Origin of the sequence: Specibacter sp. AOP5-B1-6 (assembly GCF_052376555.1) — a bacterium.
Taxonomy (GTDB): domain Bacteria; phylum Actinomycetota; class Actinomycetes; order Actinomycetales; family Micrococcaceae; genus Specibacter.
This window is the reverse complement of the sequence record NZ_JBQSVT010000016.1, coordinates 1-25,962: the sequence shown is the minus strand read 5'-3', so window position 1 is coordinate 25,962 and position 25,962 is coordinate 1. Positions and strand designations below refer to the sequence as shown.

General features: G+C 63.2%; 16 protein-coding genes and 1 pseudogene. 6 read left to right on the top strand and 11 right to left on the bottom strand.

Annotated features, from left to right (window positions below; all coding sequences use genetic code 11):
* The first annotated feature begins 115 nt into the window (after nucleotides 1–115).
* Nucleotides 116–979 carry a glucose-1-phosphate thymidylyltransferase RfbA gene (rfbA, locus tag ACT3TS_RS10095; RefSeq protein ID WP_444531380.1) on the top strand — a complete coding sequence of 288 codons (864 nt, stop codon included), beginning with the start codon at nucleotides 116–118 and terminating at the stop codon, nucleotides 977–979.
* A 117-nt stretch (nucleotides 980–1,096) separates the two neighbouring features.
* On the opposite strand, the gene ACT3TS_RS10090 is transcribed toward rfbA, so the two are convergent.
* The 5 genes and pseudogenes from ACT3TS_RS10090 to glf all read right to left on the bottom strand — a co-directional run.
* On the bottom strand, nucleotides 1,097–3,019 hold the full coding sequence (locus ACT3TS_RS10090) for a DUF6541 family protein (RefSeq protein WP_444531379.1): 1,923 nt from the start codon (nucleotides 3,017–3,019) through the stop codon (nucleotides 1,097–1,099).
* A 186-nt stretch (nucleotides 3,020–3,205) separates the two neighbouring features.
* A complete protein-coding gene (locus tag ACT3TS_RS10085) occupies nucleotides 3,206–3,970 on the bottom strand; it encodes an ABC transporter ATP-binding protein (RefSeq protein WP_444531378.1) in 765 nt (254 codons plus the stop codon).
* A 1-nt stretch (nucleotide 3,971) separates the two neighbouring features.
* Nucleotides 3,972–4,841 (bottom strand): ABC transporter permease, encoded by an 870-nt coding sequence (locus tag ACT3TS_RS10080; RefSeq protein ID WP_444531377.1) that lies wholly within the window; start codon nucleotides 4,839–4,841, stop codon nucleotides 3,972–3,974.
* Complete coding sequence (locus ACT3TS_RS10075; RefSeq protein WP_444531376.1) at nucleotides 4,842–6,833, bottom strand: glycosyltransferase; 1,992 nt, start codon at nucleotides 6,831–6,833, stop codon at nucleotides 4,842–4,844.
* Nucleotides 6,830–8,017 (bottom strand): annotated as a pseudogene (gene glf / locus ACT3TS_RS10070) (UDP-galactopyranose mutase); the annotation flags it as partial. The pseudogene glf and the gene ACT3TS_RS10075, both read right to left, overlap by 4 nt.
* Before the next feature lie 316 nt (nucleotides 8,018–8,333).
* Here glf and ACT3TS_RS10065 point away from each other — a divergent pair.
* Nucleotides 8,334–12,698 carry an FtsK/SpoIIIE domain-containing protein gene (locus ACT3TS_RS10065; protein WP_444531375.1) on the top strand — a complete coding sequence of 1,455 codons (4,365 nt, stop codon included), beginning with the start codon at nucleotides 8,334–8,336 and terminating at the stop codon, nucleotides 12,696–12,698.
* Between the two features lie 11 nt (nucleotides 12,699–12,709).
* On the opposite strand, the gene ACT3TS_RS10060 is transcribed toward ACT3TS_RS10065, so the two are convergent.
* Complete coding sequence (locus tag ACT3TS_RS10060; RefSeq protein ID WP_444531374.1) at nucleotides 12,710–13,189, bottom strand: hypothetical protein; 480 nt, start codon at nucleotides 13,187–13,189, stop codon at nucleotides 12,710–12,712.
* A 267-nt stretch (nucleotides 13,190–13,456) separates the two neighbouring features.
* On the opposite strand from ACT3TS_RS10060, the gene ACT3TS_RS10055 reads away from it, so the two are divergent.
* Entirely contained in the window at nucleotides 13,457–13,705 is a 249-nt protein-coding gene (locus ACT3TS_RS10055; RefSeq protein WP_038469266.1) for a WhiB family transcriptional regulator, read from the top strand.
* Between the two features lie 158 nt (nucleotides 13,706–13,863).
* Here ACT3TS_RS10055 and ACT3TS_RS10050 read toward each other — a convergent pair whose 3' ends face one another.
* From ACT3TS_RS10050 to ACT3TS_RS10035, 4 genes are all read right to left on the bottom strand, one after another.
* A complete protein-coding gene (locus ACT3TS_RS10050) occupies nucleotides 13,864–15,342 on the bottom strand; it encodes a sensor histidine kinase (protein WP_444531373.1) in 1,479 nt (492 codons plus the stop codon).
* A gap of 108 nt (nucleotides 15,343–15,450) precedes the next feature.
* On the bottom strand, nucleotides 15,451–20,319 hold the full coding sequence (locus ACT3TS_RS10045; protein ID WP_444531372.1) for an NAD-glutamate dehydrogenase: 4,869 nt from the start codon (nucleotides 20,317–20,319) through the stop codon (nucleotides 15,451–15,453).
* A 57-nt stretch (nucleotides 20,320–20,376) separates the two neighbouring features.
* The gene (locus tag ACT3TS_RS10040; protein WP_444531371.1) at nucleotides 20,377–22,212 is read right to left on the bottom strand and encodes an AAA family ATPase; all 1,836 of its coding nucleotides are present in this window, start codon (nucleotides 22,210–22,212) and stop codon (nucleotides 20,377–20,379) included.
* Nucleotides 22,209–22,850: a hypothetical protein gene (locus tag ACT3TS_RS10035; protein ID WP_444531370.1), complete on the bottom strand. Its 642-nt coding sequence runs from the start codon at nucleotides 22,848–22,850 to the stop codon at nucleotides 22,209–22,211. Before ACT3TS_RS10035 ends, ACT3TS_RS10040 begins: the two co-directional genes overlap by 4 nt.
* A 489-nt stretch (nucleotides 22,851–23,339) precedes the next feature.
* Between ACT3TS_RS10035 and ACT3TS_RS10030 the strand changes: the two genes are divergently transcribed.
* On the top strand, nucleotides 23,340–23,558 hold the full coding sequence (locus ACT3TS_RS10030; protein WP_444531369.1) for a helix-turn-helix domain-containing protein: 219 nt from the start codon (nucleotides 23,340–23,342) through the stop codon (nucleotides 23,556–23,558).
* Between the two features lie 140 nt (nucleotides 23,559–23,698).
* Here the strand turns inward: ACT3TS_RS10030 and ACT3TS_RS10025 are convergent, their stop codons facing one another.
* Nucleotides 23,699–24,259: a hypothetical protein gene (locus ACT3TS_RS10025; RefSeq protein ID WP_444531368.1), complete on the bottom strand. Its 561-nt coding sequence runs from the start codon at nucleotides 24,257–24,259 to the stop codon at nucleotides 23,699–23,701.
* Nucleotides 24,260–24,434: 175 nt separating this feature from the next.
* On the opposite strand from ACT3TS_RS10025, the gene ACT3TS_RS10020 reads away from it, so the two are divergent.
* Together ACT3TS_RS10020 and ACT3TS_RS10015 are read left to right on the top strand one after the other, a co-directional pair.
* Entirely contained in the window at nucleotides 24,435–25,241 is an 807-nt protein-coding gene (locus ACT3TS_RS10020; RefSeq protein WP_444531367.1) for a LysM peptidoglycan-binding domain-containing protein, read from the top strand.
* An 86-nt stretch (nucleotides 25,242–25,327) separates the two neighbouring features.
* On the top strand, nucleotides 25,328–25,906 hold the full coding sequence (locus ACT3TS_RS10015) for an Rv3235 family protein (RefSeq protein ID WP_444531366.1): 579 nt from the start codon (nucleotides 25,328–25,330) through the stop codon (nucleotides 25,904–25,906).
* Nucleotides 25,907–25,962: the final 56 nt, after the last annotated feature.

Here is a 25,962-nt window from a genome sequence, read left to right as displayed (position 1 = left end):
GTGAACAATAGTCAGCCTTCAGCTGCTGCGCTGCACGCTACCAAATCCGAGGTGCCGCCGGGCAGAATTGGACCCCCGTTTGCCATCTGCCGACTTTTACGGCGATGATTACCGTATGCGCGGAATTATCCTTGCGGGCGGAACTGGCTCGAGACTGCATCCAATTACTCATGGTATCAGCAAGCAACTGGTGCCGGTCTATGACAAACCCATGATCTATTACCCCCTGTCAACCCTGATTCTTGCCGGGATCAGGGATATTTTGGTGGTCACAACACCACACGATGCCGAGCAGTTCAGGCGGTTGCTGGGTGACGGATCCCAATTTGGCGTTTCAATCACCTATGTCAAGCAGGAATCACCCGACGGGCTCGCCCAGGCCTTCATTCTCGGCGAAGACCACATCGGCGATGAAACAGTGGCACTGGTGCTGGGGGACAACATCTTCTACGGCCCCGGCATGGGGACGCAGCTGCGCAGGCATGCCGACATCGACGGCGGTGCCGTCTTTGGCTATTGGGTCAAGGATGCAAAGTCCTATGGCGTCGTGGAATTTGACGACGACGGAACCGCGATTTCCCTCGAGGAAAAGCCAGAGGTTCCCAAGAGCCACTATGCGGTGCCGGGCCTGTATTTTTACGACAATGACGTTGTCGAAATATCGAAGGGGCTCAAGCCCTCCCCTCGCGGTGAATTGGAAATCACCGACATCAACCGGCACTACCTTGAAGAAGGCAAACTCCAGGTTGAAATCCTCCCACGGGGCACCGCATGGTTGGACACGGGCACCTTCGAGGACCTCAACAACGCCTCAAACTTTGTCCGGACGGTTGAGAGCCGGCAGGGGCTGAAGATTGGTGCACCTGAGGAGATCGCCTGGCGGCAGGGGTTCCTGACGGATGACGACCTTCGCCGCAGGGCCGAGCCACTCGTGAAGAGCGGCTACGGCGCCTACCTGTTGTCGCTGCTTGAGGCCTGAAGCCTGAAGCCGACACTTTAACGCACACAAAAACCCCGGTCCAGATGGACCGGGGTTTTTGTGTGCATGGCGACCGTGAGCCAGCCGGCGTGCCCCTTCGGGACCCCTCGGGAACTGCTACCAGCAGGCTGTCACCTTGTAGAATTTGGCTGCGCCGCCTTCATGGTCGATGAGTTCCAGCGCCGGTGATGATGAGACGTCCAGAAGCCCGCCGTATCCCGGCATGGTTCCTGTTACGGTTCTGGTGCCGAAATCCAGCAGATACTTGACGTTGAGCTTGCGGACCGAGTCACACACCCAGGGGAATTCCTTCGCGCTTTTCAGCCCGGCATTGATGATGTCCACATCGTCCCCGTGCGTCGTGAGGATATGAGGCTGGAGAACTTCCCGGCCGGAGAATGCGTATGCCAAGGCAGCGCCGCTGCTGGGCAGGCCCGCAATGACGGCCCCGGGCTCCACCTCATCCGCCAAGCGGTTAAGCAGCGCCGTCTCGTCGGGCGTCAGCAGTGGTGACGCGGCGGTGGTGGAATACGCCCAATGGGCCCGCTCCACGGCCCAGGTCATGACGCCCATTTGGGTGGCCAGGACGAGAACCAGGATTCCTGCCGTGTACGCTGTCACCCGCCGGCGGGGCCGCACAGCCGCGAGGGCAGGCCCCTGACTCGAAGCCCTCATGCGTTTGGCCGTGGTCCGGCGGTGGGCCGCGTCCCAGAGGTAGCTGGCGCCAATCACGGCGGGCCCAATCATCGCCACGGGCAGCAGCGCCGCCAGCCGGTTGCTGTCGTAGTACCAAACACCTGTCAGGAACCACCGCGGACTGAAGTCCAGCCCGGCGGCGTAGAAGAAGAGCACGCCCGCAACTAAGAATGTGCCCAGAATCCAGAGTTGGCGCCTGGTTGCCAGCAGCCTGTAGATGCCGGCAATCATGCAGAGAGCAACAATGGCGGCCGCAGGACGTCCCATGGCCCCGCCGAGCAGAATTTCCCCGATGGCTTGCGGGGCGCTCTCCACGGCACCCCAGGAGGCTGCTCCTGCGGGGGGCCTGAAGGTGCGCCACACGATGGCAAGCACCACGGCGCCGGCAACCGCAACCGCAATAAGTGTCCACAGGCGCCGTCGTCGTTCGGGTGTGTTGGCGGGCAGCATTTGCACGGCCCGTCCGTAGCCAATGAACAGCACGGCCGGCAAGACGAAGACGACCAGCGCCATCAATGTGCTTGGGTGGGACACGGCCACGGCCGGCACCGAGACGAGTACCAAGAGCCAGGCAACGGGCGTGCTGGGGCGGTGTCCCTTGGCCACACCCAAGGCGCTGAACGCGAGTCCCATGGCGGCGGGCAGCAGGGCAATGGACAACAAGTTCGGATACAAAACGCCCCAGTCCACCATGAGCAGCGGGAATCCTGTGAAAGCTGGAATGAAGATTAAGGCCATGACGGTGGAAACAACGCGTTGGCCCGCCATGCGTTGCACGAGATACAGGCAGCCAAGCGGCCACACGATGGCCCCGATGGCAATGTTCGTGACGTTCACGGCCACCGGAATGCTCGCACCCGAGGCGATGGCAACAAGGCTTGTCATTGTGTGCCACGCCGACGGGTAGGCGCTGATTCCGGTAAAGGCTCCCAAATTCAGCGGCGAAGCATTGCCGGAATCAATGGCCCACCGCACGGCGTTGAGATGGAAGACATTGTCAAAGGTTTGGGAGATGTTCTCCGGCGTTTGGAACGCCGTACCCATTTGCAGGGCGATCAACGCGGCGGCACCCACCAGGCCAACCGCAGAGGCGATGACAACAGGCTTGCGGTCGGCCTGCCAGGCCGGCTCCGGCCATTTGCGTGACAATGCTTTCTTGATGCCGAACGCGATCGCCGAAATCACCAGCGCACCAACACCGAAGCTCGCAGGGGTCCACGAGACGTGAAGAATGGGAAGCACCAGCGAAAGCACACTGGCCATGGCAACGCTAAAGACGGGTGCGAGCAACAGGCTGGCCAGCCCGCGGATCCGGACGGCAAGGGAAAATACCAGACCAGGCACAACAAGGATTGCACCCGCCAACAAAACTAAAGGTACAGCTTCCCACCAAGTCACTCCAGCACCGCTTTCTAACAAACTCAAATCCTGCCGGACCGCATGTCCGGGCAGCCTACAAATTCACTTCAACACAAACCAAAGCGGCACATGGTTGATTCAGCACACCGCATGTCACCCTGGCCCGGGCGGCTACGCAGCCTCGGACCGTTGCCGCAATTCCCTGACGACAACGTCAACCGCGTCGTCCATGACAACCCTGCCGTGTTCCAGGAGCACACCGCGTTCGCAAACCGTGGATACCAGGTCAAGGTCGTGGCTCACCACAAAGAGTGTTTTTCCCGCAGCTGCCAGCTCCTTGATCTTCTTGATGCACTTGCGCTGGAACGGTTCATCGCCCACAGCCAGGATTTCATCGATCAAGAAAACTTCGGGGTCCGTGTGGACGGCAATGGAGAACGCGAGTTTCAGATACATGCCGGAGGAATAAAATTTCACTTCGGTGTCAATGAACTCCCCAATTTCGGAGAACTCCACGATCGAGTCGAACATCGTGTCGATCTGTTTCTCGGTCATGCCCAAAATGGCCCCGTTGAGGTAGACGTTGTCCCGTCCGCTCAGGTCGTGGTGGAACCCGGCACCCACCTCGATGAGCCCTGCCACCCGCCCGCGGGTCTGAACCGTTCCGCCGTCGGGCTGCAATACTCCTGAGATCAATTTTAACAACGTTGACTTGCCCGAACCGTTCAAGCCCAGCAGCGCGACTGTTTCGCCTTGCACGACGTCCAGGGAAATGTCCTGCAGCGCGTCAAAACGCTTGGACAAATCACCCTTGCGCCCCTTCACGAGCCAGACGATCGACTCCTTCATGGAGCGTGTATTGCGCAGCACAAATACCTTGCGCAGGTTGCGGCAGGTGATGGCGATGTTGTCGGCGACGGTCTCAGCTACGGGCATTTTAAAGCTCCTGGGCAAAATGGACGGCAAGTCGGCGGAACACGAGCTGGCCGATGAACAAGACGGCCAACGACACCAGCAATGAAACAGGCAGCCAGAAGGCAATAAGGTTCGGCGGCAGTTCAACCATGCCGAGCTGCTCGGTTGACAGCGTTGGGTGCCAAAACGCCCAGTGGAAAATCTCCACGGCAACCGTCATCGGATTCGCCTGATAAATGAAGAACCATGAGCCAAGTGCGTCCCTGGCCATCGTCCACACGTACAGCACGGGCGAGGCCCAGGTGACAACCATGAGGATCATGTCCACAATGTTTTCGGAGTCCCTGAAGTAGACGTTGACGGCGCCGAACAGCAGCCCAAGACCCATCGCCAAAATGGCCACAACGATGAACGCCGCAACAGCTGCCAGCAGCTGGTACGCCGACGGCTGCCACCCCACGAGGAGGCTGGCCGCCACAAGTATCACCACTTGGGGCAGGAAGTGAGCCGCCGAAACCCAGACGGTTGCCACCGGGAAGAGTTCCCGGGGCAGGTAGATCTTGCGGATCAAGTCCCTGTTGTCGACGATCGACCGGGTGGCATTTCCGAGTGTTTCGGTGAAGAAGTTGACCAGCACAATCCCGGAAAACAGGTAGATGGCGTAATTGGGTGTTTCTTTTTGCAGGTTGAGGAAAATACCCAGTGCCACGAAGTAGATCATGAACTGCATCAACGGCTTCACATACGACCACAGAAGTCCAAGCACCGATCCGCGGTAGCGCACCTTGATTTCCTTGCGCACCAGCAGCTTCAGCAGGAACCGGTTGGAGTAAACGCCAAGCAGGCCGCGTCCGCTTCCGGGCGTGGTCAGCTCATTGGTAACATCAGCCATCTACCGGCCGTCCACTGAATGCTCGTCAAAGGTCTTCTTCCATGCGGCCATGGACGTTATTTCTGCCACCGCGCCCCGGTAGCGTCCGGCCAGCTCGTCCCATTCCTTCACGAGGCGGACGTGGAGGCGGGCAGACTCTGCCAGCATGGAGCGCAGCAGTTTGGGATCGCGCTTGTACCAGGACATGCCGGTGCCTTCAGCGTTCGTCACCACCACGGAATCGTAGTGGGCCAGACGGAACCAGCGGCTGTCCCGGTGCGCCAGCACGCCCTGCGGGCGCACCGCCGATTCGGGGGCGGGGGTCTTGACGAGCTGCCGGGCAACTGTCTTGATGCCCCAGGAAACGAGGTCCTTCTTGTTGGGCAGGCCTATCGGCGCGCCGCCCATCGGTCCCCGGCCCAGCATGGGCGACGGGAAATCGTCAACGTTTTCCTGCAGTTGCGCGTCAGCGTACCGGGCACGCAGGGCATTGATCTCGGGCAGCTTCGTTGACAACACCTCGTGGAGCTGCTCGGGACCCTTGAAAATGTCCTTGAGCGCCTCCAAGCGGCCGTGCTCGGTGAAGTACTGCATGGACACCAGGTGCTTGACGTCGGCCTGCACCGATTCGCGCAGGACCCGGCCGCCCTTGGGGTAGGGGCTGTGGATCAAGGTGGTGATCAAGCGGTTGCGTTCGTGGAAGTAGGACTGCCAGCCCACCATGTCGTCCTTGTCCAGCCAGGAGACATGCCACACGGCCGCCCCCGGCAGGGACACCGTGGCGAAGCCGGCTGCACGCGCACGCAGGCCGTACTCGGCGTCGTCCCATTTAATGAACAGCGGAAGGGACAGGCCAATTTCGCGGATGACGGCGGTGGGGATCATGCACATCCACCAGCCGTTGTAGTCCACGTCGACACGGCGGTGCAGCCAGGAGGTTTGGCGCAGGTTGGCGATGCTGAAGTCATGGCGCATGTCCATGTCGGCGTGCGGAATGGCCGGCACGATGCGGTGCGGATCCACGACCTCGCCAAAGGTGTGCAGCACGCTGCGGTTGTGCAGGTCGAACATGTGTCCGCCCACGATTGTGGGCTTTTTGCAACGGTCGGAGAATGCCAGCATGCGCAGGATGCTCTCGGGTTCCACGACGACGTCGTCATCCAACAACAGCGCATAGTCGCTGCCATTCTCCACGGCTTCGTACATGCCACGGGCAAAACCGCCCGAGCCGCCCAGGTTGCCCTGGTCGATGATGCGCAGCTTGCCGCCCAAGGCGGCGCTGACCTCGGCAAAGCCTGGCTCATCGCGCACCTTCTTGGTGCCCTGGTCGACGATCAAAATTTCCTTGACGTTCTCCAGCGCTTCCGGATTGGCGGCCAGGAGCCGGGCGTTGTTCAAGCAGTAATCCGGCTTGTTCATGGTGGTGATTTCCAAGGTCACCTGGCCATTTGCCCGCGGGGCCTCCAGCAGGGTCCACTGTGCACCTTCCAGCGTCAGCCCGTCATGGCCTGCGGCCAGGTCAAACCAGTACCAGCCGCCGTCGCCAAACGGCATCAGGGTCAACTCAAAAATTGCGGTTTCAGTGCCGTTTACGCTGACACTTTCCACATGCTGGATCGATCCCCGGGCGTTGGACTTGCTGACCGTTACTGTGCCGCCGCCCTGGGTGGCAACTTCGAGCCTGACGGTGCGAACATCCGTCCAGCGCCGCCAGTAGCTTGCGGGAAAAGCGTTGAAATAGGTGCCAAAGGAGACCTGCTCTCCGGGGCGCACATTCATGGAGCGGCGCGAGAGGATGTCGTCAAAGTGAACCCCGGGCCCGCCGGAGCTGAAGAGCTGAAGCTTGTCTTCGGGCAGTTTGGGGGTGCGGGCCAGTTCGTCGTCTTCACGCAACCGAATGCCACTGGCGGAGCCGGCATCGACATACAGCGGCAGCGTGTCCACCTGGGACTCGGTGGGCAGGACAACTCTTTGAAGCACTGCCAGTTTGTGTTCCGCTTCGACTACGCTCACGCGTCAACTCCTCCGCTTTGCAGCTTTGCCCCGCCGGTGAAGTGCGGCTTGATCTTGTTGTCGAACATGTTCAGGGCCGAACCGATGGCCATGTGCATGTCAAGGTACTTGTAGGTGCCCAGGCGGCCGCCAAACAGCACGTCCTGCTCGCCGCGGGCAAGGTCGCGGTAGGCCAGCAGCTTGCTGCGGTCATCGCTGGTGTTGACGGGGTAGTACGGCTCGTCGCCCTTTTCTGCGAAGCGGCTGAACTCGCGCATGATGACGGTCGCATCCTTGGTGTAGCTGCGCTCCGGGTGGAAATGGCGGAACTCGTGGATGCGCGTGTACTTCTGCGCCTCATCCGGGTAGTTCATGACGGCACAGCCCTGGAAGTCCTCGATGGGCAGCACTTCCTGCTCCAGGTCGATGGTGCGCCAGGAGAGGTCGCCCTCCGCGTAGTCAAAGTAGCGGTCAACCGGGCCGGTGTAGATGACTGGGACCTGGCCGGTGACAGCCTTGCGTGAGTATTCGCCGTCGTCGAAGAAGTCGGTGTTCAGCACCACTTCAATGTTAGGGTGGTCGGCCATGCGCTCGATCCACGCCGTGTAACCATCAACCGGCAGGCCCTCGTGGGTGTCGGAGAAGTAGCGGTTGTCGTAGTTGTAGCGCACGGGCAGTCGGGAAATGATCGACGCCGGCAGGTCCTTGGGATCCGTATGCCACTGCTTGCCCGTGTAGTGCTTGATGAACGCCTCATACAGCGGCCGCCCGATAAGCTGGATGCCCTTGTCATTCAAGTTGGTGGGATCCGTGCCCGCCAGCTCGCCGGCCTGCTCCTGGATCAGCGCACGCGCCTCGCCCGGGCCCATGGACGAGCGGAAGAACTGGTTGATGGTGCCCAGGTTGATGGGCATCTGGTACACCTCGCCGTTGTGTGAGGTGTACACCTTGTGCTGGTAGTTGGTGAACGCCGTAAACCGGTTCACGTACTCCCACACGCGCTCATTGGACGTGTGGAAAAGGTGCGCCCCGTAGCGGTGCACCTCGATGCCCGTCTGGGCCTCGTTCTCGCTGTAGGCGTTGCCGCCGATGTGGTGGCGGCGGTCAAGGACTGCCACTTTCAACCCCAACTCGGTGGCGGCTCGTTCTGCGATGGTCAGGCCAAAGAAGCCCGAACCGACGACGACCAGGTCAGCGTTCACAAACTCTCCTGTGTTGCTTGTTAGTGATTTCCGGGCACAGCAGTGCCACGGACTATCTTCCTAGGTTACCCGAACGTTATCCATTGCTTTGGCCCGGGTGGCCCTCCTCACACCATCGGGTGCGCGGTGCTGCCTGCTGATTCCTCCACAGGGCATGCTGGCTGCCAGTTTGTTGACAAAGCACGACGCCGGACACCGCCAACACTTTCATCGGGCCTAGGCTCGAAAACAGGGAGCTGCTGTGGCCCGCTTGGCCGTGTTGGGCCGGGACTGCGGCTGCGGTCAGGTTGGACAGACGGGCTGCTGGAAGGAGGGTGCCATGTTGCTTGAGGTCACAGTGGTGGCGGGGGTGCGCCCGGCTGGAGACGGAGGACTGGGAGGGGCCGCTGCGGGTCCAAGCCTGCTGGGGCTTACAGCCGCGTCATTTCAGCCCACCGAGCTGAGCATCACATGGCCGGCGGCCGTGCAGCGGGCAGCCTGTTCGGGGTTGTCGCTCCAACGTGCCCTGGCGAAACACTGGCCGGGTTGCGCCTTCACCGTCGCGAACCTGCCGCTTGAAATGTTGCACGCCGGCACGGCCCCGCTGGTGAACGGCGCCGTCGTGGTTGCCTGGGCGGAACCGTCTGCCGGCGCGTCGGCAGGTACCGGTGCCACCCGGGCAGCAAGGGGCGTGCCCGCGGCTGAGGAAGGAATTGCCGCTGTTCTGGCGGTGTGCTCCGGGCCAGGAGCCGGGGCTGTCTTTGCCTTGCACCGCGGCACCTACACGATCGGCCGCGGTCAATGCCGCATCTCAATAGCCGACCCGGCACTGTCACGGCATCATGGCACGCTGGTTGTGGGAGCCCACAGCATTTCGCTTGCTGCCGCGCCCGGTTCCAGCGGTTTTTCGCTTCGAAGTCTTTGCGGATCCCCCACCGCGAGCGCCGTACCCGTCAAGGGAACAGCTTTTCTTGAAACGGGCCAGTCGATTTCATGCGGCAGCAGCACCGTTGAGCTCAGATTCAGCGATCCGGGCTTCTCGGAGGACGCATCCAGCCGCGCCACTGCACACATCACGCCGGTGTCCGGACCCGCAGTCCCGGCCTCTCCCTTTGGAGGCTCAACGGGTGCCGGTGGCGCGGTTCCCGCCGGGTCCGTCCTGTGGCCGTTGAACCCTGCGGCGCTTGAGCCGCTTGTTGTCGCCAACCCTTCGGGAGCGGCCCGAAACCGGGGGCCCATGGTGATTGCTGGCTGCCTGCCCCTGGTGCTGGGCGTGGTGTTGGCTCTGCTGACGGGATCGTGGATGTTCCTTGCCTTTTCCGCCATGGGTGCCATGACGGTGCTGGTCCCGCTCCTTGGTGGCTCCAGGCGCCGCAAGGGCCTCCTGGCCGCCGTGCAGTGGGCCGCAAGTCAGGATGCCGACAGACGCTCACACACGTTTCCGGATGCGGGCACGTTGGCAATGGCCGCCCGTGCCAGCACCGTGATACCACGGGCAAGACCGTTCGACATGGCTGCTGAGCTGCGCATCGGCACGGCGTCCCAGCCGTCCGCCATTCTCTTGACCCCCGACAATCCGGCCTTTTCAGCGCCGGTGTTGCCTGGCCTTCCCTTCAGCGTGCCGTTGGGTTCGCAGCCGGTCATCGTGAACGGACCTCCTGCGGCCGTGCTGGGACTTGTCCGCTACGCCTTGATGCAGTTGGACGCCGCCGGTTTGCAGGCGGTGCTCTTCGGGCCGGCAGGGAGCCTTCCGCTGGCGGCCAGGTTTCTGCCCCGGACTGTACTTGCGAGCACTGTTCAGGGCGCAGTCCGGGCACTCGCCGGGCTGCGTCCGGGCACAGCCGCGGACGCCGGAAGTCCGCCGGTTGTCCTGGTCATGGTCGATGAATCCACCGACCCGCTGACCTTCTCAACGCCCGGATTGTGCATCCTGCGCTTTGTCATGCGCAATCCGGAGCTGCCCGCAACTGCCACGGAGAATGAGGGCGGGGCACCAGGATCCCCCGGGCCAGCTGCAGGCCCGCACACGTCCCGTTCCCTGCCTGCGGGCGCCGTTTCAGCCACCACAGTTCCCCCCTCCACGACAAATGCAGTGTCGGCCCGGGTCAGGATCCAGTCCGCGGGAAATCACGTGGAGGGAAAATTTGGCGGCCGGACCTTTACCCCTGATGGTGTGCCCGCCGCGGTCTTCGACAGCTACGCACGACGACGGGCCGGCACCACTGCGGCCCCCGGTCCGGCCGGGCAGGGTTCCCTGGCAGCCAATTCACTGCCCTTGCCGGAGCAGGGGACCGCCGCCGCCTTGCTGCGGCAATGGAAACTCGCCGCCGGGGGGCCACTGCGCCCCATTCCCCTGGGCCAGTCCGGCTCCGGCCCCACCATGTTTGACTTTCGCCACGACGGTCCGCACCTGCTGGTGGGCGGCACCACGGGGTCGGGCAAGTCAGAGTTTCTGCGAACCCTGGTTGGCAGCCTGGCTGCGGTTCATTCCCCGGCCGACCTGCAGTTTGTCTTCATCGATTTCAAGGGTGGCGCAGGGCTGGGTGTCTTGGGGAAGCTCCCCCATACAAGCTCACTCATTACCGATCTGGGCGGCCACGGAATGGACCGAACCCTGGCGTCCCTGCGCACGGAGTTGCACAGCCGGGAGGCTGCACTGGCAGCCATGGAGGCCTCCGACAGTGATGCCTACCGCGCCTGCGCCCGTCAAAGCGGGGCCTTCGCTGGCGGGCATGCAATGGCCCACCTGGTGGTCGTCGTTGATGAGTTCAGGGTTTTGGTTGACCAGTTCCCCGACGCCTTGGCCGAGTTGATGCGCATTGCCGCCGTGGGAAGGTCGCTGGGCATTCATCTGGTGATGGCGACACAACGCCCGCAAGGCGCCTTGAATGCTGACATCCGTGCCAACGTCACGAGCTCCATCTGCCTGCGCGTGCAATCGGCCTTCGACTCCACGGATGTCATTGGCACCGGCGTGGCCGCAAGCATCAGCGTGGCCACCCCCGGCCGCGCCTACATCAGCCGCGCAGCATCGCCCCCTGAAGAATTCCAAAGCGCCACCCTCCGCCTCCCCGTCGTTGCGGATGGCGGGCTGCCGCTCGTGGAACTTGCCGCTGAACGGCTCGCCGCCGATTCCGTGGCCCAAGAAGACCCCCGGCTTTCCGCAAGCGATGGAGGGGCCGTGGCCGATCTCATGGCCGTTGCCTGGCGCCAGGCAGTTGGCTCCGGCGCGCTGCCTGGCGCCGCCCCGGTGGTCGTTGCCCCCGAACTGCCTGCCGACATGGCACTGAGCCAAGTGGGTAGCGCCGGGGGCACCGTCCTTCTGGGGTTCGCCGACGTTCCCCAACGCCAGTCCCTTGAGCGTCTGCCATGGCATCCGGAGCTGCATTCGCATCTGGCCTGCTTTGGCACCGCAGCGGAGACGTCGGCTGCCATTGCCCTGATGGTGGGCCAACTCCTGGGTGCCAACGCAAATACCGCCGGCTCGCCAAAGTCCGTCCCGCGCCTGTTGTACCTGCTCGACGGCGACGGGTCGCTCGGTTCATTCGCCGGCAGCCCATGGGTGGGCAGTTCCCTGACGCCGGAACACCTGCGGACGGCCGCGCACCTGGCGCACCGGCTCGCCGAGACTGCTAGAAGCGGCACAGCAACGTTGGTCCTCTGCATTACCGACTGGGGCCGCTGGGTGACAGCGTTCCGGTCCGGCCCGTGGCACGACGCCGAGGAGACCATTTCCGAGCTGGTCCGATTCAGTCCGCCAAACCTGGTGGTGGCCGTTGGCGGCGGCCGCGAGCTCCTCACGGCCACATTCCAGGCGGCCATTCCCAACAGGATTTTTCTCAGCTGCGGAAGCAGCGCGGAAGCCACAATGCTATGGCCGAGGCTGCCCAGATTCATGCCAATGCCCGGCAGAGCCGCCATTGCCGGGCCCATCAATGCCGAGGCTGCGTCCGGGGATGCCGAAACCATGCACATCGCCCAACTCGGCACATCCACACTGAACGATGCCGGCGCGGCTCGGGCTGCCCCAGGCTGCGCGGCCGACACCCTGCACGTCGCTCCCCTGCCGCGGAGCCTCTCCATGGCGCAGATGCTACAGCTGGCTGCTGGCCGCCGCTTCCCCGTCGCTGCCAAGGCAGCACCACGACGACCAGTGGTTGTGGGTGTGGGCGGCGACGGTCTGCAGCTGGTGGAAACCAACTTGGCACCGGGGACTGTGCTGCCGGTGGTTGGCGGGCCGGGGACAGGTAAATCTAGCTTTATCCGGGCCATGGCATTTCTTAACGACGGTTTCACTGGCCGTTTTCCGCCGGGCTCAGCGGAACAGTCAGGGGCACGGACAGACGGAATCGTGTGGCTGGATGACGCTGCCTCCCTCAAACCCGAGGAGTTGCAGCAGGCAACTCGCAGCCTGGCCTCCGGGGCGGCAATAGTGGCGGTGTTCCCCTACCCCGGTCCGGCGTTGTCGATGCTGCCGCTGGAGTGGGGACTCCGATCACCCCAGCAAGGAGTAGTGCTCAGGCCGCAGCGCCCAAGCGACGCCGACTTGTTCGGTGTCCGGCTTGATACAGCGGGTGCCGAGCCGCAGGGGCGCGGGGTCCTGATTGACCGCGGCCGACTCTCCTGGTTTCAGTTCCCGGATGTCACCGAGCCGACTGAACAGCAGTCCATGCAGGAGGCAATCGTGAAGGTGGGGAGGCCTTGACACCGGCTGCATTACAAGACGTTGTTTTCGCCCCCGGAGCGCAGCGAGAAGGCCACGACTCTTGGCGTGAAGAGGAAAAACGCGGCAGCCAGCGGCGGCAGCAGCAACAACAGCCCCACCGCAATATGGCCCTCCATTAAAGCGGGCATGGCAATGGCCACCATTAACAGCTGCCATACGAATGCCGCCGAGCGGGTCCACCTGAATCCCCTGAACGCGTTGACAGCCACGGCGGCCAGACCGGCTGCCAAGGCCAGCAGCAGGACTGTCAAGAACACGGCGCTGGCGATGGAACGTGGCGGCTGTAGAAAAGCGGAAAAGATCGACCACACACCAATGGCGCCCATCGCCAATGCTTCAAGACCGACAACGGCAGCCACAACATATACACCGGCAGGGCGGGGCAAATCTGCGGCGGGGAGGTTCGTTTCCAGCGCGTCGGCGCCTTCTGAAGAGGGTCTTTCGGCGGGAGTATGGGGATCTTTTCGCACAACTGCACCCTATCGGAGTTTGCCGGAAGGCAGCCGTGAATTTTGCCTGCAGCAGACACGAAACAATCAGGCATTGTGATGTATCGCTCACGGTTATACGCTAATATTTCCATCCCTACCCCTTGTTTACGAAGAGTTAACATGACACGCTTAACTCAATGACCTAAAGGGGCCCATAAGGGCCTTTTCTTATGTGGCCAAAAGTGAATTTTTTCACAAGATGGCGGCAGTTTGCCTACAGTTTTTAATAAGGAGTGAGTGATCAGCATGGACTGGCGTAGTCGCGCAGCCTGCCTCGACAAGGACCCGGAATTGTTTTTCCCGGTGGGAAACACGGGCCCGGCCTTGCTGCAAATCGAGGAAGCAAAGAGCGTATGCCGTCGCTGTCCCGTGATCGACACCTGCTTGAAGTGGGCCATTGAATCCGGACAAGACGCGGGAGTTTGGGGTGGCTTGAGCGAGGACGAACGCCGCGCCATGAAGCGTCGCGCAGCCCGCGCCCGGCGCGCCAGCTAACTGCACTTCCCTGGCGGCCCCGCAACAATCGATGATTGTTGCAGGGCCGCCACTTTTAAAGCAACCACCCTCCTCCGGCCCACACCCACGAGCGCCCCGCTGCGAGCAGCGGCGTGCGGCGGGTGCAGTTGAAGTGCTCGGGGACTGGTGCCGGCTAATTAGTGCCTGCTGATCAGTGCCATCTGCAGCTCGACCACCGTGCCGCCGCCCTCCCGCGGGGACCATTCAATGGTGCCGCCCAGTTCACTGGTGACAAGTGTCCGGACAATCTGCAGCCCCAGCCCCTCGGTGATGTTCCCTTCCGGAAGCCCCAGCCCGTCGTCCGCTATGGTCACCGTCAGTGCGTCATCACCTGACTCGTTCTTGTACCGGTGCGCCGTGAGCCATACGGTCCCTTCCCGGTCCTGCAGTCCATGCTCGACGGCGTTGGCCACCAGTTCATTGATCACCAGCGCCAGCGGGGTGGCAAAGTCGCTGGGCAATTCCTCAAAGGCACCCTCACGTTCGGTGTGCACCCGCTGTGACGGGGACGCCACCTCGGCCGACATCCTGAACTGCCTGTCGATGAGCTCGTCAAAGTCAACGTTTTGAGCCAGGCCCTGGGACAGGGTCTCATGGACGAGGGCAATGGTGGCCACCCGGCGCATGGCCTGTTCGAGGCCCTGTTTGCCTTCCTCGCTGTGCATGCGGCGGGACTGCATGCGCAGCAAGGCTGCCACTGTCTGCAGGTTGTTTTTCACCCTGTGGTGAATTTCGCGAATGGTGGCGTCCTTCGTCACCAATTCCTGTTCCCGGCGGCGCAGTTCCGACACATCGCGGCACAGCACCAGGGCACCAAAGCGCTCGGTGGCATCACGGAGGGGAATCGCGCGCAGGGACAAGCTCACCCCGCGGGACTCAATCTCGGTCCGCCACGGCATCCGGCCCGTGACAACGAGCGGCAGCGTCTCATCGACCATGCGCCTGTCCTTGAGCAGCCCCGTGGTGACCTCGGCCAGCGAGCGTCCCTCGAGGGATTCGCCGTCACCAAGCCGGCGGAACGCCGACACCCCGTTGGGGCTAGCGTACTGGACAATCCCATCAACGTCCAGACGCAGCAGCCCGTCACCCACGCGGGGGGCGCCGCGCCGCGACCCTGTCGGTGAGGCAAAGTCGGGCCACAGGCCCAGGGTGCCCATCTTCAACAGGTCGTACGCGCATTGACGGTAGGTCAGCTCGAGCCTGGACGGCATGCGCGAGCTGGAGAGGTCCATGTGGGTGGTGATGACTCCCAGGGTGCGGCCGTTGCGGACCATGGGGATGGCCTCAACCCGCATGGCCATATCCGAATTCCACACCTTTGTTTCATGCGAGCGCTCTATGTTCTGGCTCTTCCATGCCGTCTGCACCAACGGCTCAAGGAGCGGCTGGATCCGATCCCCCACAAAGTCCGAATGGAACATGGTGTGGGACGTCGACGGCCGCACATGGGCCAGGGCCACATAACTTTCCCCGTCATTGGACGGGAACCACAACACCAGGTCCGCGAAGGACAAATCGGCGATCATCTGCCAGTCTCCGACCAGCAAGTGCAGCCATTCGGCGTCGCCCGGGCCCAGACCCGAACTTTCCCTGATCATGTCGGCAAAGACTGCCATGCGGGCTCCTTAAAAGTGGGTGGCGGTGCCCGTTGAAGACAACGGGCACCGCACTAACTGTTGCAACCGTGCAGTTGCAACCGCAAAAACTGCGGAACGACGACGAGTTTAGCGCCGCACGATTGAACGCAAGAGCCTCAATGCTACAGACAACGACGCCATGTCGTCTTCCTCAAGCTCGTTGACCTCGGCAAACATGCGCACTGCACGGGCCAGCTGCTCCTGGTTCGCAGTTTCCCACGCCTCGATCCGCTCCATCGTGGGGGTGCCGTCCGCGGTGCTGTCCATGACGTTGCGCGTCATGTCCGCCGTTGTCGCATAAAGGTCGTCACGCAATGCTGCCCGGGCGAGCGCCTGCCACCTGTCATTGCGCGGCAGTGCCGTAATGCGTTCGAGCAGGGCATCCACACCGTAGCGGTTGTACAGCGCGTAGTAGACGCTGGCGACTGCCTCCTGCGGTTCGTCCAGCGACTCGCTGACCTTTGCCACGTCCAGCAGCGGGAACGTTTCGAAGAGTTCAGCCCACCGGCTGGCCAGCGACGGCGGCATGTCAAAGGAGGCGGCCCGGCCGGACCACGCCTCCACGCGTTCCACGTCGACGCCCTGGAAAAAGTCGCCCATGTGCGTGCTCAGCCCGCCAACAACCGGCTTGAACCGGTTGACGAGTTCTTCAATGCCCTGCAGGCCAATGCCTTCATTGACCAGCCACCGCACCGCCCGGTCCAAGAGGCGGCGCATGTCCAGGTGGACGGTGCACCACTGCTCTGTGGGGAACGACGGCGGCAGCTCCCGCAGTGCCGCCGTCATGGAGGCAAAGTCAAAGATCTCATGCAGGGCAACGAAGGCCTTGGCAACCACGACCTCGCCAGCCGAGGATTCCTCCATGGCGCGGAACGCGAAGGTGATGCCGCCAAGGTTGACCATGTCGTTGGCCACCACCGTGGCAATGATCTCCTTGCGCAGCGGGTGGGTGTCCAACTCTGCGTCAAAGCGTTCGGCCACCTGCTTCGGGAAGTAGCGGCGCAGCGTTGACTTGAACCAGGGGTCCGTGGCCAGGTCACTGTTGCTCAGCGAGGTGGCCAGTTCCATCTTGGCGTAGGCGAGCAGGACCGCCAGTTCGGGGGAGGTGAGTCCCTGGCCGGCGGCCAGGCGCTCACGCAGCTCGGCATTGGTGGGCAGTGCCTCAAGCTCGCGGTTCAGGCCCGCATGCTCTTCCAGCCAGTCCATGAAACGCTCGTAGCTGGGGCTCCACTCGACAACCCGCTGGCGGTCGTTGAGCAGCAGGATGTTTTGTTCGATGTTGTCCTCAAGCACCAGCTGCCCGATTTCATCCGTCATCGACATCAGGAACGCCGTGCGTTCAGCCGGGTCCAGCTTGCCTGCGGCAACCATGCGGTCAACGAAGATCTTGATGTTCACTTCATGGTCCGAGCAGTCGACGCCGGCCGAGTTGTCGATGGCGTCGGTGTTCAGGATGACCCCGTGCAGGGCAGCCTCGACGCGGCCCCGCTGGGTCATGCCAAGGTTTCCACCCTCACCGATGATCTTCACCCGCAGATCCGCACCGTCAACACGGATGGGGTCATTGGTCTTGTCCCCCACTGAGGCGTTGCTTTCGGTGCTCGCCTTGATGTAGGTGCCGATGCCGCCGTTGTACAGCAGGTCGGTGGGGGCCAGCAGCACTGCACGGAGCAGTTCCGGCGGGCTGAGCTTCACGGTTCCCTCGGGCAGGCCAAGTGCCGTGCGCACCTGTGCTGAAATCGGAATTGACTTCAACGAGCGCGGGTACACGCCGCCGCCTTCGCTGATGAGCTCCCTGTTGTAGTCCTGCCAGGACGAGCGGGGCAGGTCGTACAGGCGCTGGCGCTCGTCAAAGGCCGGGCCGGCTTCCGGTGTGGGATCAAGGAAAATGTCCCTGTGGTCAAAGGCCGCAACCAGGCGCACGTGGCGGGTCCGGAGCAGGCCGTTGCCAAACACGTCCCCCGACATGTCCCCCACACCAACTGCCGTGAACTCCTGGGTCTGGGTGTCGACGTCGAACTCGCTGAAGTGCCGCTTCACCGACTCCCACGCGCCCCGGGCGGTGATGCCCATGGCCTTGTGGTCATAGCCGACCGAGCCACCTGAGGCGAACGCGTCGCCGAGCCAGAAGTTGTAGTCCGCGGAAATGGCATTGGCCGTGTCAGAGAAGGAGGCCGTGCCCTTGTCCGCAGCCACCACGAGGTACGTGTCTTCCGAGTCGTGGCGCACCACGTTTTCCGGCGGCACCACGACTTCACCGTCGGCGGAGGCCACCAGGTTGTCCGTGACGTCGAGCAGGCCGCGGATGAACGTCTTGTAGCTCTCCCTGCCCTCCGCCATCCAGGCGCCGCGGTCAACGGCCGGGTTGGGCAGCTGCTTGGCGAAGAAGCCGCCCTTGGCACCGGTGGGAACAATGACGGCGTTCTTGACGGTTTGTGCCTTGACCAGGCCCAGCACCTCGGTGCGGAAATCTTCACGGCGGTCAGACCAGCGCAAGCCGCCGCGTGCCACCTTGCCAAAGCGCAGGTGCGTGCCCTCAACACGGGGGGAATACACCCAAATCTCAAACATGGGCTTCGGCTCCGGCAGCCCCTCGATGGTTGACGGGTCCAGCTTCAGGCTCAGGTACTCGCGGCCGCGGTAGTGGTTGGTCCGCAGTGTCGAGTCGACAAGGTTGGCAAAGGTGCGCAGGACCCTGTCGGCGTCAAGGGTGGGCACGCCCTCAAGCGCTTCGTTGAGGCGGCCGTGAACCTCATCCTGCAGCTTTGCGCGGTCCGCCTCGTCAACAGCCGGGTTGAAACGGGCCTCAAACAGCTCGACGAGACCGCGGGTCACGGCCACGTTGTGCAGCAGCGTGTCCGCGATGAACCCAAACGAATTCGTATTGCCCATTTGGCGCAGGTACTTGGCGTACGCGCGGAGGATGACGATCTGGCGCCAGTGCATGCCCTCCGTCAGCACCAGGCGGTCAAAGTTGTCCGATTCGCTGAGCCCGGTGATGGCAGCGCCAAAGGCGTCGGTGAGCAATGCCGCGGTGGCCAGCGGGTCAACGCCGGCCGGGTATTTCAGGCCCAAGTCATAAAGGAAGAAGTCACGCTTGTCGGCGGTTTCAATCTCAAAGGGGCGTTCATCGAGAACTTCGATGCCGAGGTTGTGGAAGAACGGCAGGATCTTGCTGAGGCTCTGCGGGTGGGCCATGTACAGCTTCACGCGGGCGTCTTCATCCAGCTCCGTGCCGGCCGGCAGGTAGACATGCATGCCGGGAGCGCACCTGTCCGGTGTCAGCCCGGCCGCAATGGCTGCCTTGTACTCGGCGTCGAAGTCCTCAAAGCGGGTGATGTCGGCCAGGGCGTCCTCCACCTCAAAATCAACCCGGTAGCTTGCCGGGAAGGCATCGGACCATTTGGCCACCAGGCGGTCGGCTGCGTCCAGCGGGTGTGAGTCGCGCAGCACCCGGGCAATGCCCTCGGGCCACGAGCGGGCCGCGCGAACCAGCCGCTGTTCCAGTTCGGACACCTGCAGGTCGGCCGGAACCTTGAAGTCCTTGGACAGGCGGATGCGGAAAAACAAGCGGGCCAGTGCCGATTCGCTCATGCGTGCTTCAAAGTCGATGGAGCTGGCGTTGAAGGTGCGGGTGAGTTCTTCCTCGATGCGGTGTCGCACGGCCGTGGTGTAGCGATCGCGGGGGATGTAGACCAGCGCCGACATGAACCTGCCGTAAATGTCGGGGCGCAGGAACAACCGCGTACGACGGCGTTCGGCCAGCCGCAGGATGCCGTTGGCGATCTCGATCAGCTCCGCAACCTCGATCTGGAACAGCTCGTCGCGAGGGTAGGTCTCAAGGACTGCGAACAGGTCCTTGCCCGAGTGGGAGTTGGGCGGGTAGCCGAAGTGGCGCAGGACGGCGTCGACCTTTTCACGCACCACCGGGATGTTGCGGACCGAGCCGGTGTAGACAGCCGAGGAGAACAAGCCGATAAAGCGCTGCTCACCATTGACGTTGCCTTGGGAATCAAAGGACTTGATGCCAATGTAGTCAAGGTAGGCCCCGCGGTGCACCGTGGAGCGGGAGTTGGCCTTGGTGATGACGAGGACCCGCTTCTCACGGGCCTTGCGTCGGCCCGTCGTCGTCAGGTGCTGCACAGTGGGGTGGCTCGACCCGTCGCGCAGCAGGCCCAGGCCGCTGCCTTCGCGGTTCACCAGGACGTCTTCGCCGTCGCGCTTGTGCAGATCGTATTCCCGGTAGCCAAGGAAGGTGAAGTTGTCGGCTTCCATCCAGTGCAGCAGATCTTCGGCTTCGCGGAGGTCGATCAGGGACTCCCCTGCCAAAACTGTTGCCAAAATTTCTGCCCGGCTCAGGGCTTTCTCCCGCATGGCCGGCCAGTCTTCAACGGCGGCCCGGACGTTTGCCAGCACCTTGGCCAATCCGGCCAGCAGCTCTTCCTTGGCGGCCTCGCCAATCTTCGGGATTTCAATGGCGATCCAGGACTCCAGGAAGGAGCTGTTGTCACCGTCGCCGAGAAGGTGGGCAATGTTTGGCATCGCCGAGGTGTCACCGCTGGCGACGCCGGCGTGGGAGGGCACCTTTGTCACGGACGTCAGGTCGTTGCTTGCCTTGTCGCGGGAGACCACGAAGACGGGGTGCGTGACCAGGTGGATGGCAAGCTTCTGCCGCACCAGTTCAGCGCTGACGGAGTCAACCAAAAACGGCATGTCGTCGGTGATGATGAAAACCACGCTGGCGTCGCGCTCGTCGCGAACTTCCACATTGGCCTCGCCGGGGGTGCGGTTGCCCGCCAGCTCCTGGTGCGCATGTGCCCGGGCATTCAACAACTCCGGATCATAAAGCGCAGCGTCCTCCTCGGACAGTTGCACAAAGTAGTCATTCAGGAACGACTGGCCGCCATACCGGCTCTGGTCCCGGACTGGCTGGTGGCTGGGTGAGTGCAATGACATGAATTAACGCCTCCGTGAAAGACTTACGACCGCTTCTTTGCGATCCTTCAATTGAGCCTAGCCCTGAAGTCCAACCCTTGCTGTGGCGTTTGTTACAGCGGTATCTGAGTTTCGTTGGTCACCTGCACAATCCATCCCGCGGATGGCGCGACGCAGTGGGGCATCGCTTGCTATCTCCAGCAAAAGCCGCCCCTCCAGCAGTGCCTTGTCGGTGAGGTCGGGGTCCCAAGGCAGAAAATGGCTGATGCCCTGGGCCGGCCCAAAGCGCTCCCACGCCTGTGCCAGGGACTTCTCCGGGGCACCGCCCACAGCCTTGCGCCGCACCTTGTTGACAACCACGCGGACCGCAGCCGCGGGGACGGCCTGGTGCAGTTCGCCCAACCCGCGAATCAGCCGCGGGATTCCGATGGGATCGCTGTTGCCCACGGCGTACACGATGTCCGCCTGGGCCAGGACCGTCAGGGTTGCTGCGTTGCGCCGCGGCGCCACCGTGTCGTAGCTGAGCTCTTCGTCATTTTCCAGGGCGAAGCCGCAATCCACAATGACCAGTCCAGCCAGCTCCCGGGCCAGGCCAAGGACTCGTTCGACGGCGGCTGCCCGCAATTCCGGCCACCTGTCCGCCCTCGTCAATCCGGTGAGCAGCGAGAAGGTGCCGCCGTCAAACACCACCTGGGTCGCAGTTTTCGCCAACTGTGCAACGGTGAGGGCGCCCTGGTCTGCGGCCCGGCACGCTTGGGCAAATGACGCCGCCTCGTCAAGCAGGCCCAGGGCCGCCGCAACGCTCGCGCCGTAGCTGTCCGCGTCAATCAACATGACCGTTCGGCCCGCGGCAGCTTGTTCGGCTGCAAGGTTGATTGACAGTGTGGTCCGTCCCGGTGAGCCGATGGGCCCCCACACCGCCACAAGGGTGCCGGGCCCGCCGCCGTCCGCGGGAACATGGCCGGGAGCGTATCCGGCCGGCAGCTGATGCCCACTGGCCGTGGCGGCGTTCTTGGACTTTGGCCGTTTGGCACGGCCGCGTGCAGGGGCCGTATCGCGTCCCGGATGCAGGCTGCTTGCAATCTTTGCCCGCAGGCCCACTGGTTTCCCCGTGCGCAGCTGCTGGCCGGGCATTCCTGCCGCTGTCCCGCCGGAGGCAGCTGCGTTCCCAGCCGCAACGTCGTTCTTCACGGTTGGCTTCGCCAACCCGCTGCCGCCGGCATCTGAAGCTGCTGTTGCTGAAGCCACGGCAGCAATGGGCCCGGCAGCAGACGCGGCAGCAGAAGCGGCTTTTCCCTGTCTTGGTGTCCGTTTCAAAGGTGCACGCTTCAAGGACCTCTGCTTCGGGGAACCGGCAACTCCTGCCGCCGGACTCCCGGAGGCGTCTGTGCCGCCGCTTCCGGCCGCCGCCGGGGCGGCGCCTTGGTCATCCCCTGCCGGGCGGGCAGCGGAGGTGCCGGTTTCGGGCGAAAGGCCGGCTCCGGCGTCGAACTTCAGCAACGGATCCTGCTCCACGGAACGGGCGCCGGGGGAAGGGACGGAAAACCCGGCCTGCCGCGGGTGCCTGCGCCCTTCGACGGCCGCGCGGACCACCACGCCCAGCGCCTCAGCCGTGACGGACCCGGTGACAGCGGATGCCCCGATGCCACGCAGCCTTTGCGCCTCGGCCGGGGAACCCGCCACGGCCACAACACTGACGCCCACCGCGGCAAGCCTGTCGACGAGTGTCGCCGTCAGGTCACCGGCGTCGTCGGCGACGAATGCCATCTGTGCCAGACCGCTTTGGCAGGCGGCAAGAAGGTCCGCCAGCGCCGGGCAGCGGCGCACAATCCGCAGCTCCCCGGGCTGCTGCGCGAGCGCCGCAATGACGCCAGTTGCCGTGTCCCCCACCGAAACAACCGTTATTTGCTTCACGGCGCAGCTCCGGGATTCCACACCACCGAGACTTTGGCTTTGTTGGCGACGGCACCAAGAAATTTGGGCATTTGCGTGTCGGTGACGAGAACCATCAGCTGCATGTTCTTGCCCGATCCCAGCGATGAGGCGGAAACGTTCAGCGCAGCAACCTCCGCGCCGGGCAGCATGAGGATCGGCACCTGATAGCCGTTGCGCTCGTCCGGCAAGGCAACCCACACGTCGACATGGGAACCAACAACAACTTCCTTGGGCAGGGCTTCGTCGATGCTGACCGATGCGGGCTTGCGGTCCAGGGCGTCGGTTTTTCCCACACTGGAGCGGGCTACAAGCTCGCCCTTGGGCACGATGCGGATGGCCACGGCCGTGTCGTCAAGGGGGTCGTTGGGGTCGAGATACTTGCCGTCCGCGTCCCCCAGCTGGACTTGGACCACAGTCAATGAGTCGGCGGTGATCTTTTGGCCGACCACCAAGGCATCCTTGGCCACATAGGCGGGCATGGTCTTGCCCGCACTTCCAACCAGGGCCACCACCCCCGCGACGGCGGCAAGGACAAGCAGGATGCCGATCAAGAGCCGCGGGTCCTTCCACGACGGCTTGCTTAATCGAGGGGCAGGCCCCTGCGCATCCATAGCCATAGTTCCTCCACTTTGGGAACCCGCCGCCACGTGGTGCCGGCCGGCATCGTCCGAGTGGTGCCGGCCGGCAGCTTTGGGGCGGCCAGCCCCGCGTCCAGTGTGGGCAGCCACGTGTCGTTGCTGCCGTCTTCCAGTTCTACCGCTGATCGCCCCGGGTTGATAGCCTTTGGACCGAAATGGGCCGAATCTGTGGACAAGTGCTGTGTTGCGGCCCATCATATTTGAGCTGGTGCCGCACATGCAGTGTCCGGAGCAAGCTTGAGACCTTTGCAGCGCTCCGGCCCTTGACGGGGTCTCGCGGCTCAGGGCAATTACGGCGAAATGAAACGCCCCCGGTGGCCCGTATCCGAGCGACGCGTCGCCAAAACAGCCCCTCAACTGAGCGAGCATCTGCGGCTGGCTCGAGTGTCTGCAGCCTCGATCGCGTGGAGGCTGTGGATATGCACGACAAAGCTCGTCAAATGAGCTCAAAAGGGAGATAATGATTGCATGCCTCGATTTCTGACATTGGCCGACGTTGCCGAACAGCTGCAAATCTCAGCCGCAGCATGCTATGCGCTTGTGCACAGCGGTGAGCTGCCCGCCTTCCAAATCGGCGGCCGCGGCCAGTGGCGCGTGGATGAAGCAAAGTTTGAGCAGTTCATTGACGACCGTCACGCAGTGGCCAGGGCAATGCTGGCCGCCGAGAGCCCGACGCCACGCAGTTAAGCCGCGCAGTCAAGTCGGGCAGTTGGTCCGAGCGGTTGGTCCATCGGCGCTGCCCATTGGTGCCGGCGTGAATTGGTGCCGGCGTGAAATGGTTTCAGGGTTGCCGGCAGCCCGTGCGGCTTGCGTCGTTCCAGCAGGGTTCAGAACTCGTTGTCCGTCGAAGATGCCACTGACACCAGTTGATTCATGGGGACCACAACGCTGCCCTGCCGGTTTTCGCGGTCCCGGCTGACGCCGTCGGCCAATTGCATCAATTGCACGTAATCGGCACCCACCTGGTCAAGCACTCCGCGCAAGGTGGCCGGGCGGGAGCTGTCCAAATCGAGGACGACCATCGACCTGTTGCGGGCGAGAATTCGCAGTGCTGCCGCGAGCGTGTAAGGGACTTTCGACGCCGCCGTGGCCCGTTGGGCACCCAAGCCCTGTACTCGCAGGATCATTGTCAGGGGCAGCAGGACTGAACGGTTGCTTTCATTCACCAGCACCCACTGCGGTTCCACCCTGCGAACCTCACCATGAAACGCCGTGCCATTGCACATGACAAGTGAAAGCTGCCCGCCCACGGCACCGCGCAATGCCTGGGCCAAGGTCAGTTGAGAGGCTTCCATTCTGGCCAGCTCGTTGATCTGACGTTCCAGTTCCTGCTGCGTGGCGGCATGCATCTGGGCTTCCAAGTCGCCAAAGAGCAGATCCCATCGCATGGCGTCACGCTAGGCGCGGGCAGCCGCCCAGTCAAGCGGCGGCGTTGGGGCGCTGCCACGAGCTGTCCACAATCTTTCGCAAGGCTATGGACAGGGCTCACTCAACGGGTTCAAAATAGGTTATACAGATACAATCGATGTCAAATAATCTCTAAATCGTTCAAAGGAGATGCAGATGAAACGGCAAACTCGTGCAGATGTGGGCATGGCGGCCGCGATCCTTTTCCTTGGCGCTTCGCTGGTCTTCAGCGGCTCCTCCGTATTGCGTCTGAGCTGGAGCGGCACCGGAGCATCTCCCGGGCTCAACCTGCCTGAATTGCTGGGTGTGACTGCTGCAGGTGCAGGAATCGGACTGCTCAGCTGGTGGTTGCTGGCCTTTGCCTGTGCCTGCATCTCAGGCGCGGCGCAGTCTTTGGGGGCTGTCCGGCTTGCCGCATTCGCCGAGGCTTGGTCGCCAGCCTTCATGCGGCGGGTGGTCACGGCCGTGCTGGGGCTGAACCTGCTGGCTGCTCCGTTGGCCGGCGCCGCTGAGGGGCCCGGCATTGACCCGCAGTGGCACGCCGATTCCGTGGCCACGGCCCCGGCAAAAGTTGCCGGCACCGAATCAAGCGGCGCCCAAAGCCTGCCCACCGGCAACGGGGGCGCCACGCAGGACGTCCTGCCGGCCGTTCCCTCCGCGCCGGTGGAGCCGCAGTGGATCCCACACGCACCTGACATTGCTCCCGACCTTGTTCTCCGCCCTTCCACACGGTCCGGTCCGAACCCCACCGCAGCTGGCGGCGGCAGCGGTCCGACGGACGTGGTTGTGAAAAAAGGTGACAGCCTGTGGAGCATCGTGGCCGCTGCCCTGGGACCGTACTCAAGCGATGTCGACGTCGCACTGGCCTGGCCGGGCTGGTACAAGGCGAATCGGGAGACGATCGGGGCAAACCCCAACTTCATCCTGCCAGGCCAAATCCTCCACGCACCGGCAGGCCGATAGCTGAATGATTCCGGAACCGCGGAGCGGCACGAGCTTGGTCTCCGTTCGGCCGGCAAGAACGTTTTAGGAACGCAAAGGAGCACCCAATGAGCACCCCCGCCATTTCTGCAGCAGGCACCCCCACCCTGCTGGTGGTCAAGCCCGTCCAACCCGCGGGCCCCGGATTTGAAACCGCCCATGGCGGAGACGTCGTGAAGCTGCCCGGTCGAAACGAACGCGTGAAGCGCCAGCGACCGGATCGCAGCAATGCCGTGTCTGGCACCGTTGGCGTCTTGGATCCAGAGGCTGCAGAGCGTGCGGTGGTGGGGTCGATGTCGTGCAAGGTGGCCCAGGCCGTCCTTGAAGTGCTCAGCGGGGCCCGCTCGGTGCAGCAGCTGGCCCGATGGCTGGACACCATGTGTCTGAGCGCCCTGACCACTCGCGCGCGCCTGCACGCCGAGGCGTACAAGGCTGAATTCCGTCGCCGCAGCCACGATCCCAGTGCCGACAATGTACGCACCCTGCACCACCAGCCCCAAATCCACTCAGTTCATTGCAGCGCAGTCGCCCCTGGGATTTTTGAGGCCGCAGTGGTGATTGCGGACAAGACACGTTTCCGCGCCATCGCCATGCGCTTTGAACTCAACGGCGGTCTCTGGAAAGTCACGGCCCTGCAAATTGGGTAGATCCTGTCTCGCGGGCTTTCCGGTCCAACACACCGGATTTGTTCCGGTCCAGTCCC

Bases quoted from the DNA above. Each gene is read 5' to 3' on its own strand.
- ACT3TS_RS10015 (WP_444531366.1), top strand. From the start codon at position 25,328: ATGAGCACCCCCGCCATTTCTGCAGCAGGCACCCCCACCCTGCTGGTG.
- ACT3TS_RS10025 (WP_444531368.1), bottom strand. From the start codon at position 24,259: ATGCGATGGGATCTGCTCTTTGGCGACTTGGAAGCCCAGATGCATGCC.
- ACT3TS_RS10065 (WP_444531375.1), top strand. From the start codon at position 8,334: ATGTTGCTTGAGGTCACAGTGGTGGCGGGGGTGCGCCCGGCTGGAGAC.
- ACT3TS_RS10050 (WP_444531373.1), bottom strand. From the start codon at position 15,342: ATGGCAGTCTTTGCCGACATGATCAGGGAAAGTTCGGGTCTGGGCCCG.
- rfbA (WP_444531380.1), top strand. From the start codon at position 116: ATGCGCGGAATTATCCTTGCGGGCGGAACTGGCTCGAGACTGCATCCA.
- ACT3TS_RS10035 (WP_444531370.1), bottom strand. From the start codon at position 22,850: ATGGCTATGGATGCGCAGGGGCCTGCCCCTCGATTAAGCAAGCCGTCG.
- ACT3TS_RS10085 (WP_444531378.1), bottom strand. From the start codon at position 3,970: ATGCCCGTAGCTGAGACCGTCGCCGACAACATCGCCATCACCTGCCGC.
- ACT3TS_RS10030 (WP_444531369.1), top strand. From the start codon at position 23,340: ATGCCTCGATTTCTGACATTGGCCGACGTTGCCGAACAGCTGCAAATC.
- ACT3TS_RS10045 (WP_444531372.1), bottom strand. From the start codon at position 20,319: ATGTCATTGCACTCACCCAGCCACCAGCCAGTCCGGGACCAGAGCCGG.
- ACT3TS_RS10020 (WP_444531367.1), top strand. From the start codon at position 24,435: ATGAAACGGCAAACTCGTGCAGATGTGGGCATGGCGGCCGCGATCCTT.
- ACT3TS_RS10080 (WP_444531377.1), bottom strand. From the start codon at position 4,841: ATGGCTGATGTTACCAATGAGCTGACCACGCCCGGAAGCGGACGCGGC.
- ACT3TS_RS10055 (WP_038469266.1), top strand. From the start codon at position 13,457: ATGGACTGGCGTAGTCGCGCAGCCTGCCTCGACAAGGACCCGGAATTG.